The following is a 17,326-nucleotide window of genomic DNA, read 5'->3' as shown; positions in this document are numbered from 1 at the left end:
CCCCGCTAATCAGGACAGCTCATTGGGGGGTGAGCAATCGATGACGAACGGGCCGCGCATGGTCGAACTCGATGTGCTGCGCGGCTTCGCCGTCGCGGTCATGATCCTTGTCGTCAGCCCGGGTTCGTGGGCGCATTCACTCCCGCAGCTGCAGCACGCCGCCTGGCATGGATGGACCTTCGCCGACTTCGTCTTCCCCGACTTCCTCTTTGGCGTCGGCATGGCGCTCGGTCTTACCTTTGGGCGATCGCTTGACCCGAGGGACCCGCGAGCCTTCTGGCTCAAGCTGTGCCGGCGGGTCCTAGGCCTCATCCTTCTCGGACTGGCGCTCAACTATCTGGCCGTGGTGGCTGGCCATCTCGGGGCGCCGCCCACCGGCCCCGACGATCATACGACCTGGCGTATCCCGGGCGTCCTCCAGCGCATCGCGGGTGCCTATCTGATCGCGGTCCTGGTCCTGCTGGCAACCAGCCGGCGCGCCGCCGGGGTACCAATGCAGCCGAATCCGCCTGCGATCCTCGCCGTCCTTGCGGTCTTGCTGATCGGCTATTGGGGATTGCTGACCTTCGTGCCGGTGCCAGGCTTCGGCGCGGGCGATCTCGGCATGGCAGGCAATCTGCCCGCCTATGTCGATCGAACGGTGTTCGGTACGGAGCATATGTGGCCCCTCGGCGCGGCGAGCTGGCGCGGCCCGATCCTCTACGATCCCGAGGGATTGCTCGCGACGTTGCCTGCGAGCGGGAACATATTGTTCGGTATCCTTGCGATCTGTATTTGGCGGCGCCCGGAGCGGGCGCGAATTGCGGCACTCGCGATCATCGGCCTGGGGCTCGTCGCGACGGGCCTGCTCCTCGACCCGATCTTCCCGATCAACAAGAAGATCTGGACCAGCTCGTTCGTACTGCTGACAAGCGGACTGTCCTTCCTCGCGCTGCTCGTCGCTGCCGCCCTGCTGCGGGCGCGGCTGACACCGCTGTGGCCGCTGAAGGTTCTTGGCGGAAACGCCATTCTGGCCTTCTCGATATCGATCGCATTGTCGGCGCTTTCGGCAATCCCGCTAACCTTCGGAGGCGTCACTGCGACTCTTCAGGAGCGCGGCTTCGCTATCGTCTCGCGGTTGATCCCCGAACCCTATGAAGCATCGCTTGCATGCGCATTCGGCGTGGTCGCGTTCATCATGCTGCTCGTCTGGCCGCTGCACCGGAAGGGCATTCATCTCAGGCTCTGATCGAGTCGGCGAGCCAGGCGAAGATGGTTATTCAGGGACGATTGCCGAAAGCGTGTTGCACCTGACGCTAACGCTCCTTAGGAAGCGTAGCAATCGATTGCAGACTTTGCTGCAACGGTGAGGAGGGGGTGCAGATGACACCGACAGATCAGGCCGGTTTCCGAACGATCCGGCGGCGGCGCCCCATTCCGCTGAGAGCGCGCCCAGTTGCGCCGATCACGTTCACTTTCGGATTGGGGAAACGGCCATGAAACTTCACCACCTGCTGACGCTCGCGGCAGGACTCGTTTGCGCAGCGCTTCCGGCATCGGCGCAGACCGGTCTCAAGGTGGGTGCCGCGAAGGTCGACGTCACCCCGACGGCTGCGGACCTGCCCAAGACGATGCTCGGCGTCCTCGACCCGCTCAACGTCCGCGCGATCGTCATCGATGACGGCAAGACGCGTGCCGCGCTGGTGACGGTCGATGCAGGTGCCATCTCGAGCGACACGTGGAAGAATGTCACCGCCCGGCTCGAGCGCGAACTCAAGATTCCGGCGGCGCAGGTGCTGCTGACGGGTACCCATACGCACAGCGCGCCGTTCATGCGCGGCCCGGCCTATGAGAGCCAGATCGTCGAGGCGGTGCGCAAGGCGGCGGCCGAGGCCAGGCCGGCGCGCATGGCCTATGGCACGGGCGTTTCGTACATCAACGTCAACCGCAACATCATCGACCCCGAAACGCATCGCTGGTGGGAGGGGCCGAACTACGAAGGCCCGTCGGACAAGACGGTCGCCGTGGTCCGGTTCGAGACGCCGGCGGGCGCGCCGATCGCCATCTATTACAACTACGGCGTGCACGCGGTGCTGACCGGCAATCTCGACATGGTCAGTGCCGACCTGCCCGGTGCGACGTCCAACTATATCGAGGAATCGCTCGGCGACGATGTGGTCGCGGTCTATTCGAATGGCGCGGCCGGCGACCAGAACCCGATCTTCTTCCAGCAGACCTATGACCTGCGCGCGATCCGGGTGGCCGATTATGCGAAGCGGGGCGAAGACATCAGCAATGCGATGCCGCCCGGCGGCACCGGCATGGACCGCAACAATCCGCGGGTTGCGATGCTGATGAAGCAGCAGAAACAGATGACCCTGTCGATGGGGCAGATGCTGGGCGAGGAGGTGCTTCACGTCACCCGCGCGAGTCTGGAACGTCCGACGACGGATGCCCGCATCCAGGGCGCTCAGACGATCGTGACCTGTCCGGGACGCAAGCGCCTCGACAAGGGGCGTGCGGGCTATCCGGGCGTGTACGAGGATGCCGATCCGGTCTCGCTGCGCCTCAGCCTGGTGCGGATCGGGGACACGGTGATCGGCGGTGTCGATGGCGAGGTGTTCACCACCATCGCCCAGCGGTTCAAGCGCGAGTCGCCGTACAAGCATACGATGATGACCACCTTGACCAACGGCATGGCCGGATCGGGCTATATCCCCAACGATGCTGCGTTCGGCTACAACACCTTCGAGGTGGTATCGTCGCGGCTCAAGCCGGGCTGCGCGGAAACCGCGATCGTCGACGGCCTGCTGGACCTGATCGACAAGTCCGACGGACGATAGATTGGACAGGCTGTGCCGCGCCCCTGTTCCGGCGCGGCACATGCAGTCCACCGCTCAGATGGACGGTGTCGTCGCGGCCGCTTGCGCCAGTGCGATGGCGCCCATGGGCCCGGCATCCGTGCCGAGGCCCGCCGGCTGGACGATGTGTTCGACGCTGTCGGGTGACAGAAACGGCAGATAGCTGCCAAGCTGCTCGACGATCTGCGCCCGGACCCAGGGCAGCAGGAACGGGCGAGAGGTGGCGACACTGCCGCCGAACAGGATCCGCTGGGCGGAACTGGTCAGCAGGATCGCGCCGCACAGCTCCGCGATGTCGGAAGCGGCGTGGCGCCAGCCGGGATGGTCATCCGGCGCCTGCGCCGGGTCCATCCCGAGCCGCTTCGCCAGCGCCGGGCCGCATACGAGGCCTTCGATGCAGTCGCCATGGAACGGGCAGGCACCCTGGAACGCGTCGCCTTCGGCGCGACGGAGCCGCAAATGACCGATCTCCGGATGCATCGCGCCGTGGACCGGTCGGCCCTCGATCAGCAGTCCGCCGCCCAGGCCGGTCCCGATCGTGACATAGCAGAGGCTGGTGCATCCCTGTCCGGCACCCCAGCGATATTCGGCCAGGGCCGCGCCATTGACGTCGGTGTCGATCCGCCAGGGACAGTCCAGGCCACCGGTCAGGATCCCGGCAACCTTCGCCCCACTCCAGCGCGGCTTGGGGGTCGCGAGCATCTCCCCGAACCCGCGCTTGCCCGGATCGAGCTGGAGCGGACCGAACGAGGCGATGCCCAAGCCATCGAGCGGCGTACGCGCCTGCCATGCATCGATGCGGTTGCGCAGCGACGTCAGCGTGGTTCCGGGATCGCGTGTCGGCTCGACATGACGTTCGATGATCCGGTCGCCCTCGGCTAGGATCGTGATCGCCTTGGTCCCGCCCAGCTCGATGCCGGCAAATCGACCGATGCCCGGCATCGCTACGCGACCAGTCCTGCGCGCGCGCCGTCCAGGCGCAGCTGAAGCATCGGCGCGAAGGTCGCACCGAACCGCTTCGTCCCGCTGTCCCCAGCCTCCAGGCCCCAGGCGTCGATGAAGCTGGTCACCTGAAGATCCGGCATCACCAGCCAGCTATAGGCCTGGCGCGGGGCCTCCGCGGGATTGGCGAACACGAGCCCGGTTCCGTTCAGCGGGGTCCATCCCCCGTCCAGGCGATCGGATACCATGCCGTACAGGCCGGTCGGCCCGGTCGCGCCGTCGGGATTGAAGACGTGGCGCTGGGTGGACCAGAAGAGATAGTACAGGCCGTCATGGTAGACGACATGCGGCCGCTCGAGTTCGTTGTTGAGCCTGTCCGCGCTCAGAAGGGGCGGACGGATTTCCCAGGCTCCGAGCGGATCGTCGAGTGCCACCGCCGATCCGACCACGCCGTTGAAGGCCGAGCGCGACCCGGCCAGCGAGGCGGCGAAGAAGACATGGTGCCGCTCGTCGCGCGGGTCGAGGAAATAGGCCGGATCGCGAAACGCCTTGATCGTGCCGACCGCGCCGGTTCCGGCGTCGCTCGCCATGTAATGCGCCGGGTCGCGGACGACGAATTCGGCGAGACTGCGCCAGTCGACCAGCTCGAAGACACCGTTGACGTGCCGCAATGTCGCCTCGGCACGGAACAGCCGCTGCTCGAAGGTCGGTACCGGTTCGCCGCGCCGCCCGGTCGCGGTGAAGTAGAGCGCCAGCGACGTGCGGTCGGATGCAAGGACCGCGGAACCCGACCATTCCCGGCTTCCCGGCGAGAACCCGTCGGGCAGCGCCGGGCCGAGGTGGCGCCAGCCGGATGCGCCGCGCGACAGGAGGTGGATCCGCGCATGGCCGTGCCGCTCCTCGGGATCGGCGAAGCGCGGCGAGCCCAAGGCCATCCACAGCGTCTCGCCTGTCGCCATCACCGACGGCATCCCGTCGCTGTCCTGGATCGGCCAGGCGTCCCAGATATCGAGGTCGGGCGAGACGCGCACGACATCCTCGTCGCGGATCAGGGGCGGCGAGCCTGGGTCGCCGGGTGCGGACCTGAGCTGGGCAGCGGTCCACGCATCCGGCGCGAGCGCGATCGATGGTTCCGAGACCCCGGGGGACGACGATCCGGTCAACGCGCGGCCCGCCCTGGTCCGGATGCGCAAATGGCCGCGATGCCGGCGCTCGATGTCCAGGTGGCGCACGCGCCAAAGTGCCGGATCAAATCCATCCTCCGCTTGTTTGCCAGCACCCTAACCGCAAGCGAAGCGAACCACAATCGATTGCACAATGCTTTTTGCGGCAATGGTGATCGATCGCTATCGCTGGATAACACCGTTTATCGCCTTGCGCGTCAGATGATACAATCGATTGCCGTTCCTCTTGATCTCCACGGTCGAAACGGGTCTGATCGCAGCAGCGGCGAAGCAGGCGCTGGACATGCAAAGTGGCGAGAGGGTGCATATGGCGGACGAAGGTCTGAAGTCGGGTCAGGTAGGTCGGCGCTCTTTCCTCGCAACGGCGGCAGGGCTGGGTCTGAGCGCGGTTGCCAAGGCGCAGGATTTCCCCAAGCTGCCGCCCATGCCCAAGGCATGGACCGACGCAGAGCAGATCCCGCTGTGGCCCGAAGGACCGCCGACCCGCGGCTTCGCCGCGCGGCCGGTTCCCCCCAACTGGCCCGATATCATGGTTCGCAACATCGAGCGCCCTGCGCTCCACGTTTTCCGGCCCGAGCGGTCGAACGGCCGCGCGCTGTTGTCGATCCCGGGTGGCGCCTATACCTTCGTGTCGATCCTGAACGAGGGCGTCGATATCGCCCGCGCCATGACCGCGCGCGGCTATACGGTCTTTGTGCTCACCTATCGCCTGCCGGACGAAGGGTGGGCGGACCGGGCCGACGTTCCGCTTCAGGACGCGCAGCGCGCGATGCGCGTGATCCGCGCCAATGCGAAGCGATACGGGTTCCAGGCCGATGCCGTCGCCGCCGTCGGCTTTTCCGCCGGGGGGCATCTGGGGGCCAGCCTGGCGACGGGCTTCGACGAAACGCTCCATCGACCGCGCGACGCGACCGATGCGCTCGATGCGAGGCCTGCGGCGATGGGGCTGGTCTATCCGGTGATCAGCGTCACCGCACCCGTCACCCACGCCGAATCGGCGATGCGGCTGCTCGGCGACCACCCTGTCGCCGATCTGGTCGCGCGGCGCTCGCCGGCTCAGCATGTCACCGAACGGACCCCGCCGGTCTTTCTGGCGCACGCGATCGACGACCGCGCGGTCCCGGTCGAGAACAGCCTGATCATGATGCGTGCGCTCCAGGCGGCCAACCGGCCGCTCGAGGTTCATCTGTTCGAGGAGGGCGGGCACGGCTTCGGCCTGGGCCCGGCTGACAAGCCTTGCGGTCAATGGTCGACCCTGTTCGCGGCCTGGCTGGATCGCCATCTCGGCAAGGGGCGCTGAGCCAGCGGTTCAGGGCTGGGCTGCCGGAACCAGCGCGACCGCGTCGTCGGTCCGGTAATCGTCGATGTCGCGCGCGGCGAGCATCGCCGCGAACGGCGCGCGGGCGAGGTTCCAGCCGCACAGCAGCGCCAGCAGGCTGGCGAAGATCGCACCCAGGACGACGCTATAGGCACTGTCGCCCAGCCAGTCGCCCAGCGCGCCCATGGCCAGCGGAGCGAACACCGCGCTGACGCAGGTGAAGAACAGCAGCAGCCCGGCGATCGAGCCGTGGCGCCCCTTGTCGTAGCAGCTGATCCCGGTCGAATTGATCGTCGGGTACAGGACCGACATGAACAGTCCGGTTGCCGGCAGCGCGAAGATCGCGACCTCGCGCCCGCCGATGACGGCGATCCACATCAGCAGCGCCATCGCCGCACTGCAGGCGAGCAGCACCGCCCCCCATTCGAAGCGCGACAACAGCCAGACGCCCAGGAAGCGCCCGACCGCGCGCAGGATGAAGAAGATCGAGACGACATAGGCGGCCAGCCAGGTCCAGGATCCCGAATAGCCGGCCAGATAGGTCGGCGCCCAGACATAGATCGCTGCCTCGGCACCGACATACAGCATCAGCGCGCCGCCGAAGAAGCGGGCGGCGGGATCGGCGGCCATGCGGATCGCCGCGCCAGGGTGCACCGGATCGGCGCGGCTGACGATCGGCCGCGGAAACCGGGCGACGGCCGACCCGAGCACCAGCAGCCCGCACAGCATGGCGGCGATCAGATAGACCCATTTCCAGCTCGCCCCGGTGTGCAGCATATAGGCGACGATCGCCGGCCCGATGATCGCGCCGATCCCGAAGAACCCCTCGATCAGGTTCATCGTGCGCGCATGTTCGCGCGTCGAGCGCGACAGGTCGCCGATCAGCGCCAGGGCGCCGGCCTTGAAGATGCCGATCCCCAGCCCCGACAGGAAGAGGAGGGTCACGAAGAACAGGAAGGAATGACCCGCGGCGAACAGCGCCGAGCTGAGGCCGAACAGACAGAGCCCGATCAGGATCGTCGACTTGCGCCCGATTCGGTCGGCCAGGAACCCGAGCGCGATTGCCGAGATGCCGATCCCCGACATGGTCGCGTACTGGAAGGATCCGCCCGCGGTCAGGCCCAGGTCGAACTCGCGGATCACCTCGGGGATGACGGTGCCGACCGAGTCGGTGGTCATCGCGAACATCGCGAACATCAGGAAGACCAGCGCCTTCAGCAGCGTCGTTCCGCCGGCAGAGTCTGCCCGGGCTTGGTTCTCCATCGTCCCCTCCGCTATATGCTTGGCCGAACCGGCACGAAGACTATTGCGCGGCGCATATCAAAACGCAATCGATTGCGTATCAATGGGTGTGCCGATCGATCGAGGGTCGGACGACAGGAGGGGAAGACAGGATGCGAATTTCGAAGTGGAGCGCAGGCGCGCTCCTGCTGACATCGGTGGCGCTGCCCGGCGGCGGGAAAGCGCTTCCCGCGCCCGCGCCCCGCATGTCGACGGCCGAGCGCTGCGCGGCGCTGGCCGGCAAACAGCTGGACCAAGGCGTGCGGATCACGTCGACGAAACATGTCGGCGCTGCGGCCCCGGGGACCGTACCCAGCGGGTTCGGCCCGCCGATCCCCTCCGGCATCCCCGCCCACTGCCTGGTCGAGGGCACGATTGATCCGCGAACCGGAGCGGGCGGGAAGCCCTATGGCATCGGCTTCGCGCTCGCATTGCCCGACACATGGAATGGCCGGTTCCTGCTTCAGGGTGGTGGCGGCCTGAACGGCAGCGTCGCGCCGCCGCTCGGCGCGGTGGCGGCGGGCGATACGCCCGCGCTCGCGCGCGGCTTTGCGGTGATCAGCCATGACAGCGGGCACAAGGGGGCGGTATTCGACGCCAGCTTCATGGCGGATCAACGCGCGGCGCTCGACTTTGCCGAGGCATCGGTCCGCACCGTCACGCTGATCGGCAAGACGATCACCACCGGCTTCTACGGCAAGCCCATCGCCCACAGCTACATGACCGGATGCTCGACCGGCGGCCGCGAATCGATGCTGGCATCGCAGCGCTATCCCGAACTGTTCGACGGGATCGTCGTCGGTGCACCCGCGATGCGGACCGGCGATTCCAACCTCGCCATCGCCTGGTCGGCGATCCAGTTCAACCAGGCCGCGCTGCGCGACGCCGACGGGCTTGCGAACGTCTCCGGAATCTTCCCGGCGTCGGACCGCGCTCTGATCCTGAAGGGCATGCTCGACCAGTGCGACATGCTGGACGGCCTGGCCGACGGGATCATCCAGAATGTGGCGCAGTGCCGGTTTCAGCCGGCCAGGCTGCAGTGCACGGGTGCCAAGACGGACAGCTGCCTCAGCAAGGCGCAGGTTTCGGCGATGGACCGCGCCTTTGCCGGGCCGAAGGATGCGGCTGGCTATCCGGTCTATGCGCCGGTGCCCTATGATACCGGCATCGTCTATGATGGCGCGCCGTTGCCCGGCTATCTCCCGACCGGAGCACCGGGCGTGTTCGGCCCGGCGCCGCGCGAACTGTCGATGGACCTGGATGCGCGAGTCCAGGCAATCCGCGCCGATGGCGTCCAGCGGCTGACCGATACCCATGTCTGGACCAACCTGAGCAGCTTTCTCGGGCGCGGCGGAAAGATCCTGTTCTACCACGGCGTCAGCGATCCGTGGTTCTCGGCATTCGCGACCTGGGACTATTGGGAACGTGCCCGTACGGCGAACGGGCCGGCCTGGGACGCGGCCAGCCGCTTCTACATGGTGCCGGGAATGGCGCATTGCGCCGGCGGTAACGCGTTCGACAATTTCGACCTGCTGGGCCCGGTGGTCGACTGGGTCGAGAAGGGGACCGCCCCGCAGGGCGTGACGGCGTCGCGCCAGACGCCGGCAAAGGCGTCGCGGCCGATGTGCCCGCACCCTGGCTATGCCCATTATGTCGGCGGCGACCCGGCACAGGCGGAGAGCTTCCAGTGCCGCATGCCGCAGCGGTGAGCGCTGCCGGCTGAACGAAAACAGGCGGAAGTGCGTGGGCACTTCCGCCTGTTTCAAGGTTACGCCCTGACGCGACCCTTACGGGGTGATGCGGAATCGCAGGCCGATCGTGCGCGGGGTCGGGCCCTGACCGGACAAGGGGCCGTTGGTCCCGACGAAGGTCGGTCCGCGCTCGTCGGTCAGGTTGTTGGCGATGAGGGCGATTTCATAATCGCCCCGACGGATGCCCGCCGTCAGCGCCACGACGTCATAGGGCTGTGCGGTGATGCCACTCGCCTGCAAGCGATCGCCGCTGTGGCTGAGCGAGAGATTGCCGAAAAGGTTCAAGTCCGAACCGATGTCGCGGTTGTAATTGACGTCGAAGCGGTAATTGTTGGCCAGCGTGTTGGTCAGCCGCGAGCCCGGCTTCAGCAGCGGCTGTGCCGCGGCGATCACCGGGTTGATGCTGTCATATTTGCTGTCGTTGAAGTTGCCGACGAAGCCCAGGTTCAGCCCCTTGACCGGTGTGTTCCAGTGGAGCTCGATATCGACGCCCTTGGTCGTGGCGTCGCCGAAATTCGCGAAGCCGTTGACGCTGTCGATACCGCCGGTGACCGAAGTCTGCAGGTTGGTATATTCGAGCTGGTAGAGGTTGAGGCCGACGGTCAGCGCTCGGCCCGGGCTGCGCCACTTGAGGCCGAATTCATAGTTCTTCGACGATTCCGGGCTCAGCGCCACCTGGGCCGGCACGCCGACCAGCGCGAGCGATTCGACCTGTACGCGCGACTGCACGATTCCCGGACGGAAACCGGTCGCGGCGGAGACGAACATCGTCAGGTCGTCGGTGGGCAGATAGGACAGGTTGAGCCGCCAGGTCGTGACGTTCTCCGTCGTCGGGACCTTGCCCGTGCTGTCGGCGAAGGCGCGGTCGTCATGATAGGTGCGCAGGCCGACCAGCGGCACCAGCTTGCCGCCGAACAGGTCGTAGCTGATCTCGCCGAAAGCCGCGTAATTCTCGGTCAGCGTGTCATTGTCGGCGTTGATGACGAGCCCCGGCAGCGTCAGCGCGTTGACCTGTGGTCCCGACCCGTTCTGATAGGACCCGCCGATCACCCAGTGGAGCGGACCGGTGCCGGTCGAGTTTACGCGCAGTTCCTGCGCGAACATCTTGGGCAGGAACTGGCTCGAGAAGGATCCCGCAGGGGAAAGGGGGATATTGATCCCGAAGACGCCCTCCAGGTTGCTGGTGGCGCTGGTGACACTGAAGGCGTTGAAGTCGACGTTTGCGGTCAGGCTGTACAGCGTGAAGGCGCCGTTGGAGAAGCCCTTCTGGCCGGCGGTGTTCTCGAAATAGGGCGGCTTCACCGACGCGGTGAAACCGGTGAAGTCCTGCGTCGGATTGAAGTTCCAATATTGCGCGCGGATGCTGACATTGTCCGCCGGCTTGAACAACGCGACCACGCGGATGTCGTCGTTCTTTGCCGAGTTGACGCCCTTCTGGTCGGGGGTGCCGTCATAGGGCCCGAAATAGGCGTCTGCCCAGCCGGCGTCGCGTGAGAAGCCGCCGCTGACGCGGACCGCGAGCACATCCTTGATGATCGGGACCGACAGCGCCCCCGCCATGCCATAGTTCAGGCCTTCAGCACCGCGCGTCTGCGATGCTTCCGCCTCGAATGCGTAATCGATCTCCTTGAGGTTCGGATCGCGGGTGCGGAAGATGAAAACGCCGCCGGACGAGCCCTGACCATAGAGCGTCCCCTGCGGACCGCGCAGCACCTCGACGCGATCGATATCGAGGAAGCGGACCGGCGGCGCGATGCCGAAATTGGTCACGATGAACGGTGCGTCGTCGAGATAGTAGCCAATCGGCGAATCGCCGTTCTGCGTCACGCTGCCGCGCAGGTTGTAGAAGCGCGAGCCGTTCGATTGACGGAAACCCTCGAAGGCGCCCGGAACGCTCGAGACCAGGTCGCCGATGGAGGTGATGTTGCGTTCCTTCAGGTCTTCGCCGTCGAACGCCTGGATAGCGAGCGGAACGCTCTGCAGCGTCTGCGCGCCCGACTTCTGGGCGGTTACGACGATCTCCTGGCTGGCGTCCTCCGGACTTGCCTGGGCCTGCTCGGCGGGCGTCTCGCTCTGCGCCCAGGCAGCGGACGACATCATGCTGACGGCAACCGCGATTGCGGCAACGCCGCTGTGGAATTTCTTCATAACCCCTCCTCCGATTATCTTTTCAATCGATTGCATAAAGTCGGCTGGTAGAGGCGTCAAGAAAGATGGCTCAAATCGCATCTTATCGGGGGGAATGCAGGGGTAATCGGTCGATGCAATCGTTTGCATCGACCGATGGCCAGTTGTTCTAGTGTTGCTGTTAGGGAGCGCGACGCGCCACCGGAACGTCGGGGGGAATCGGCTAGCGACGCGGGCCGTTGAAGGCGCGGCGAAGTGCCTCGACCCGGGCGCGGGTGAACTGCCTCGCCTGCGGGCTGTCGGGCGCTAGCTGGTCGAAGCCGTGAAAGGCGCCGGGGATCACCAGCAATTCGGTGGCGACGCCGGCATCGTTGAGGCGCCGGGCATAGTCGATGTCCTCGCCCACGAAGAGATCGACCCCGCCGACCTCGATGAAGGCGGGGGGAAGTCCGGCGAGGTTGGCGGTGCGGGCGGGCACCGCGCGGGCGGGCACCGCCGCGGTTCCCGGCTGCTGGCGCAGAAAGGCGCGCCAGCCATATTGGTTCTCGGACGCGCTCCATCCAACAGTGGCGATATGCGGTGGCACCTGCACCGCTCCTCCGGTGCGGTCGTCCAGCATCGGATAGACCAGTGCCTGGAACAGGATCGGTATTTCGCCGCGGTCGCGCGCGGTGATCGCCAGCAGCGCGGCATGGCCGCCGCCGGCGCTCTCCCCGCTGACCGCGATCCGGGTACGGTCGAGCCCCAGCTGGGCGGCGTTGCCGTACATCCAGCGCAGTCCGGCGTAGTTATCCTCGATCGAACCTTTATAATCGGTCTCGGGCGCCAGGCGATATTCGACCGACACGATCACGCAATCGAGCTCGCGCGCCAGTTCCTGCAGGCGCCGGATATCGGTCGCGGCGGTGCCGAGAATGAAGCCGCCGCCATGGGTATGGAGGATGCCGGGGCGGCTGGTCCCCGCCCTGGCATTGACCACGTACAGCTTCACCTGCGGCCCGCCATCGGGACCGGGGATCATCTGCTCGGCGACCGGCACGTCGCTCAGCCGCTCGGGGGCGGGCGGCCCGCCGCCCCGCTTGCGCGAGGCGAGCACCATTTCCTCGTTGATCGTGCCCATCATCCTGGAAAAGCCCATCGCCTTCAGCGCGGCTTCGCGAAGTTCAGGCGCGATCGGGCGCAGCCTGGCCTCGTCCGCCGGGCTGAGCGGTGCCGTTGCCGGGGACGCCGGCTGGGCGTGGGCGAGGGGGGCGAGCGAGAGGGCCAGCAGGGCTGCCCCGCAAAGGGCCGTGATCTTTGCCGTCATCTCGCTTGCTCTCCTCATGTCGATCAATGTTCCGATGCCTTGGAGGCACCAATTCCGGTTTCGGACCGCACGCGCTGCGCGACATAACCGGCGCGGTCGCGTTCGGCGCGGGCGCTGCGGTCGAGCGCCGAGATGATCCAGATCGCCAGGAAGCCTAGCGGCATCGAGATCAGCGTCGGCGACGCCAGCGGGAAGATCGGTTCGGCCGCGCCCAGCTGCGCCACCCAGATCGTCGGCGACAATATCGTCAGGACGACCGCGGACAGCGCGCCGATGGCCGAGCCCCACGCCACCCCGCGCGTCGTGCAGTCCTTCCACAGCATCGACAGCAACAGTGCCGGGAAGTTGCTCGACGCCGCTACGGCGAAGGCCAGGCTGACCATGAAGGCGACGTTCTGCTTCTCGAACACGATGCCGAGCACCACCGCCAGAATGGCGAGCGCGAGCACGGTGAGCCGCGACAGCCTGAGCTCGGCCACGGGATCCGGATTGCCCTTGCGCAGCACCGATGCATAGAGATCGTGGCTGATCGTCGATGCGCCCGCGAGGGTAAGGCCCGACACCACCGCAAGGATGGTGGCGAACGCCACGGCCGACACGAAGCCCATGAAGATGTCGCCGCCCACCGCCTCGGCCAGATGGATCGCCGCCATGTTGTTGCCGCCCAGCATCTTGCCGGTGGCGGGGTCGAAAAAGGCCGGGTTGGCGCCGACCAGGATGATCGCGCCGAAACCGATGACGAAGGTCAACAGGTAGAAATAGCCGATCCAGCCGGTCGCCCACAGCACCGACGTCCGCGCCGTCTTCGCGTCGGGAACGGTGAAGAAGCGCATCAGGATGTGCGGCAGGCCGGCGGTACCGAACATCAGCGCCATGCCGAGCGAGACGGCGGAGGCGGGATCCTTGATGAATCCGCCGGGCGCGAGGATCGACAGTGCGGACTGCGCCGCTGTCGCCTCGTCTGCGCCTGCCTGCCCGGCGAGCGACGCCTTGACCGCGACCGCCTGGGCGAAGAGCGCGTCGAACGAGAAGCCGACATGATAGAGCACGGCAAGCGTCATGAAGGTCGCGCAGCCGAGCAGCAGCACCGCCTTGATGATCTGGACCCAGGTGGTTGCGATCATCCCGCCGAACAGCACGTAGATCGTCATCGCCAGGCCGACCGATCCCACGGCATACATATAGGGGATGCCGAACAGCAGCTGGATCAGCTGTCCCGCCCCGACCATCTGCGCGATCAGGTAGAACAGGATCACCGTCAGCGAACTGAAGGTGGACGACAGCCGCACCGGCGCCTGGCCGAAGCGGAATGCGGCCGCATCGGCAAAGGTATAGCGGCCCAGGTTGCGCAGGCGCTCGGCCAGCAGGAACAGGATGATCGGCCATCCGACGAGGAAGCCGGTCGAATAGATCAGCCCGTCATAGCCATCGGCGAAGATCAGCGCGGAAATGCCGAGGAACGATGCCGCCGACATATAGTCGCCGGCGATCGCCAGGCCGTTCTGCCGCCCCGTGATCCCGCCGCCGGCGGAATAGAAATCGGCCGTGGTGCGGGTCCGGCGCGCCGCCCACCAGGTGATGCCGAGGGTGATGGCGATGAAGAGGGCGAAGGTCACGACCGCGGGCAGGTTGACTGCCGATCGCGCGCCTGTGGCTGCCTCCGCAGTCGCGGGCAGGGCGAGCGCCGCCACGGTAATCGCGGCTCGGGTCCAGGCCCGGATCACGACTGATGGTCCTGCAGCAGGGCGGCGGTCGCGATATCGAAGCGGTGATTGGCGATGGCGACGTAGATGCCGGTCAGCGCGATACCCGACAGGATGACGAACAGACCGATCGGAATGCCGATCGTCGTCGTCATCCGCCCGATAGGCGCGCCCAGGAACGGGCCCGCAAAGGCCACCAGCAGCATGTAGCCGAAGAAGATCGTCATCACGACGATGCTGAGGATCCACGAAATCCGCCCCCTCAGCCGGACCAGCGCCTGATAGCGCGGATCTTCGGCAATCCGGTGCAGCCGTTCATCGTCGCCGTTGCGCTCGTTCATGCGCATCTTCCCCTAGGATCGCCGGTCGACGGGCAATGCCGCCGCCGGCTGGTTGACACCGTATTAGCAATCGATTGCAAGTCAATGGCTCCGCCCCGTCCGGCGGAGGATCACGAGGTTTTTCGGACGATCAGTTCCGGATTGAGGATCACCGACCCGGTGATCTCGCCGGCGATCCGCTTCATCAGGCTGTCCACCAGATGCGTTGCGCCCGCCGCGATGTTCTGACGCACGGTGGACAATGGCGGCGCGCTGGTCTGGGCCATGTAGAGGTCGTCATAGCCGACCACCTTCACGTCGCCGGGGACCGAGAGCCCGCGCGTCGCGAGCACCTGGATCGCGGTGAGCGCGATCAGGTCCGATGCCGCGAAGATGCCGTCGGGCGGAACGTCGCTGTCGCTGAGAAACTGGTTGATGTCCGATCCGCTGACTTCGGATGCGAAGTGAGTCGGCGCATCGACCAGCTCGATATCGTCGCGGGCGCGGATCGCGGCCTTCGCCCCTTCGAGCCTGAGCGAAGGCTCGAGTGCCTGCGGGTTGCCGAGGAACGCGATGCGGCGGCATCCGCGATCGATCAGATGCTGGGTCGCCAGCCGCCCGCCCAGGAAATTGTCGGTCCCGACCGAGCAGTGAATCTGGCCCTGGACGAAGCCGCCCCAAGCTACGAGCGGCAGATAGTCGCTCGCGATCCGGTCGAGCACCGGCGACTGGTCGGACTGGCCCACGACGATGAACCCGTCGACCCGGTCGGCATCGATCAACTTCGACAGCCAATTGTCCTGGTTGGGAATGACGCGGGAGAGCATCAGCTCGAACCCGCGTTCCGCCAGTTCGTCGGCCAGCGAGCCGATCAGCGTCATGAAGAAGGGGTCGGACAGATGCTGTCCACGGTCGTGACCCAGCGGAACCACCACGCCGATCGCCCCGCGTTGCTTGGTCCGCAGGTTGCGCGCCAGCGCACTGGGCCGGAAATCATGTTTCTCGGCAAGTTTCCGGATGCGCTCGGACGTCTTGGAATTGACCATGTTCTTGCCGGCGAGCGCGCGCGACACCGTTGCGGCCGAAACGCCGGCAAGTTCGGCCAGATCGTAAATGGTGCGGATCTTTCCGGCCAAACCCAGTCTCCAACAAGATGTCGAGGGGATAGGTTTGCTGCAATTCGATTGCAACTGCGCGTGCAAGTTGCAGTGCAGTCGGGACTATTTCGGCGCGAAGATTTTCACGTCGATCGCCTCTGCCATCGCGGCATTGCCCGCATCGTTGGGATGAATATGATCGCCGGGATCGAAGTCCGGCCGCATCCGCGACGGTCGCGCGGGATCGCGCACGGCCGCGTCGAAGTCGATCACCGCGTCGAAGGCGCCGCTCGTGCGGATCCAGCGATTCACTGCCTGCCGTATGGCCTCGGTGCGCTCGCTGTAGAGCCACAGCCCCTCGGTCGGGGTGATCGTGGCGCCTGCCACCTTGATGCCGTGCAGGTGGGCCCGGTCGATCAGCTGGCGATAGGCGGCGATCAACTGCTCCGCGGTCACCGCTTCGCTCGCCGGGATGCCGGGAATTTCGGCGATGTTGATGTCGTTGATCCCTTCCACAGGATCATCCAGCGCACGCCGGGACGGGCCAGCACGTCGCGGTCGAAGCGTGCGAGTGCCGAAAGGCCGGCGCCATCGCGGCGGACGCGGTTGCCGGAAATGCCCATGTTGAGAACCGACAGTCCCTCGGTCGCTGGATTGCGCTTCAGCGTCGCGGCGAGCAGGTCCGGCCAGGCGCGCCCGGCGTCCGGGCTGGTCGCATAGCCGTCGGTGATCGAATCGCCGAACGCGACGATCGCGCCGGCGGTGGGCGGGCTCAGCACCTCGACACCGGCCAGCCAGAAATAGGATCGGTTGGTGGCTGCACCGGGCAGCGCGGCAGCTGCGGTCCGATCTCCCTTGGCGACATAGGTGGTACGCAGGCCCAGCGGATGGAGCGTGTTCACCGCCGTCTTGCCGGGAAGGTGGATGGAGACGGCAAGCAGATCGAGCGGCGCCACGTCGAGCGAGACGGGGTCGCTGATCGCGATGGCGCCCGGCTGGATCGTGACCGAGGCCTCACCGCTGAAGCTGACCGCGCGATCGGTCGCCGCGACGATTCCGTCCTTGCCGGCGCTCCTGGCCAGGTGCGCCCGTCCGATCGTGACCGGCGCTCCGCCCGAGGCGTTGGAGAATTGCAGCCGCAGCTGGCTGCCGCCGATCGACGGGCGGACGATCATCCGCACCGTCTGATCCTCCAGCGTGTCGGGCGTCGGGACGATCGGCCACGGGCCGGAGGGCGGCGGCGGTGCCGGCCGGGTGCTGCCCGCCGTGCGCGGCGGCATGGGCGGCGGAGCCGGCATCGGCGCGAGCTGCTGGGCAGTGGCCCAGCTGCTCACCCAATGATCCTGCGCGACAGCGGTGGTGCTGGTCAGGGCAAGCAATGCCGCAGCCAGGCGGGCGATCATCTTCGTGCAGGACATGGTCTTCCTTCCGGCGGCGCGCCCGACGGCGCACCGCAT

At 66.5% G+C, this 17,326-nt stretch carries 14 protein-coding genes; 4 read left to right on the top strand and 10 right to left on the bottom strand.

Annotated features, from left to right (window positions below):
- Positions 1-40 precede the first annotated feature (40 nt).
- Positions 41-1,228, top strand: coding sequence for an acyltransferase family protein (locus TPR58_RS09205; protein WP_346246387.1), 1,188 nt, complete (start codon positions 41-43; stop codon positions 1,226-1,228).
- A 247-nt stretch (positions 1,229-1,475) separates the two neighbouring features.
- A complete protein-coding gene (locus tag TPR58_RS09200) occupies positions 1,476-2,822 on the top strand; it encodes a neutral/alkaline non-lysosomal ceramidase N-terminal domain-containing protein (protein ID WP_346246340.1) in 1,347 nt (448 codons plus the stop codon).
- A 54-nt stretch (positions 2,823-2,876) separates the two neighbouring features.
- Here TPR58_RS09200 and TPR58_RS09195 read toward each other — a convergent pair whose 3' ends face one another.
- On the bottom strand, positions 2,877-3,782 hold the full coding sequence (locus TPR58_RS09195; protein WP_346246339.1) for an ROK family protein: 906 nt from the start codon (positions 3,780-3,782) through the stop codon (positions 2,877-2,879).
- Positions 3,783-3,784: 2 nt separating this feature from the next.
- Positions 3,785-5,014: a glycoside hydrolase family 68 protein gene (locus TPR58_RS09190; protein WP_346246338.1), complete on the bottom strand. Its 1,230-nt coding sequence runs from the start codon at positions 5,012-5,014 to the stop codon at positions 3,785-3,787.
- A 259-nt stretch (positions 5,015-5,273) separates the two neighbouring features.
- Here TPR58_RS09190 and TPR58_RS09185 point away from each other — a divergent pair, with 259 nt between their 5' ends.
- Positions 5,274-6,266 carry an alpha/beta hydrolase gene (locus TPR58_RS09185; RefSeq protein ID WP_346246337.1) on the top strand — a complete coding sequence of 331 codons (993 nt, stop codon included), beginning with the start codon at positions 5,274-5,276 and terminating at the stop codon, positions 6,264-6,266.
- 9 nt (positions 6,267-6,275) lie between these two features.
- Here the strand turns inward: TPR58_RS09185 and TPR58_RS09180 are convergent, their stop codons facing one another.
- Complete coding sequence (locus TPR58_RS09180) at positions 6,276-7,547, bottom strand: MFS transporter (RefSeq protein ID WP_346246336.1); 1,272 nt, start codon at positions 7,545-7,547, stop codon at positions 6,276-6,278.
- A gap of 131 nt (positions 7,548-7,678) precedes the next feature.
- Here TPR58_RS09180 and TPR58_RS09175 point away from each other — a divergent pair, with 131 nt between their 5' ends.
- Positions 7,679-9,274 (top strand): DUF6351 family protein, encoded by a 1,596-nt coding sequence (locus TPR58_RS09175; protein WP_346246335.1) that lies wholly within the window; start codon positions 7,679-7,681, stop codon positions 9,272-9,274.
- Positions 9,275-9,352: 78 nt separating this feature from the next.
- Here TPR58_RS09175 and TPR58_RS09170 read toward each other — a convergent pair whose 3' ends face one another.
- The 7 genes from TPR58_RS09170 to TPR58_RS09140 all read right to left on the bottom strand — a co-directional run bounded on the left by TPR58_RS09170 (position 9,353) and on the right by TPR58_RS09140 (position 17,287).
- The gene (locus TPR58_RS09170; protein ID WP_346246334.1) at positions 9,353-11,464 is read right to left on the bottom strand and encodes a TonB-dependent receptor; all 2,112 of its coding nucleotides are present in this window, start codon (positions 11,462-11,464) and stop codon (positions 9,353-9,355) included.
- Positions 11,465-11,666: 202 nt separating this feature from the next.
- Positions 11,667-12,749, bottom strand: a complete 1,083-nt coding sequence (locus tag TPR58_RS09165; protein WP_346246333.1) for an alpha/beta hydrolase — start codon at positions 12,747-12,749, stop codon at positions 11,667-11,669.
- 23 nt (positions 12,750-12,772) lie between these two features.
- On the bottom strand, positions 12,773-14,473 hold the full coding sequence (locus tag TPR58_RS09160; protein ID WP_346246332.1) for a cation acetate symporter: 1,701 nt from the start codon (positions 14,471-14,473) through the stop codon (positions 12,773-12,775).
- Positions 14,470-14,793 carry a DUF485 domain-containing protein gene (locus TPR58_RS09155; protein WP_346246331.1) on the bottom strand — a complete coding sequence of 108 codons (324 nt, stop codon included), beginning with the start codon at positions 14,791-14,793 and terminating at the stop codon, positions 14,470-14,472. Before TPR58_RS09155 ends, TPR58_RS09160 begins: the two co-directional genes overlap by 4 nt.
- Positions 14,794-14,903: 110 nt before the next feature.
- A complete protein-coding gene (locus TPR58_RS09150; protein ID WP_346246330.1) occupies positions 14,904-15,908 on the bottom strand; it encodes a LacI family DNA-binding transcriptional regulator in 1,005 nt (334 codons plus the stop codon).
- A gap of 84 nt (positions 15,909-15,992) precedes the next feature.
- Positions 15,993-16,325 carry a GDSL-type esterase/lipase family protein gene (locus tag TPR58_RS09145; RefSeq protein WP_346246386.1) on the bottom strand — a complete coding sequence of 111 codons (333 nt, stop codon included), beginning with the start codon at positions 16,323-16,325 and terminating at the stop codon, positions 15,993-15,995.
- Positions 16,322-17,287: an SGNH/GDSL hydrolase family protein gene (locus TPR58_RS09140; protein WP_346246329.1), complete on the bottom strand. Its 966-nt coding sequence runs from the start codon at positions 17,285-17,287 to the stop codon at positions 16,322-16,324. Before TPR58_RS09140 ends, TPR58_RS09145 begins: the two co-directional genes overlap by 4 nt.
- Positions 17,288-17,326: the final 39 nt, after the last annotated feature.

It is taken from the genome of Sphingomonas rustica (genome assembly GCF_039652585.1).
In the GTDB taxonomy this organism is placed as follows: Bacteria; Pseudomonadota; Alphaproteobacteria; order Sphingomonadales; family Sphingomonadaceae; genus Sphingomonas; species Sphingomonas rustica.
The sequence above is the reverse complement of the archived record's forward strand: the minus strand, read 5'-3'. Positions and strand labels throughout refer to the sequence as shown.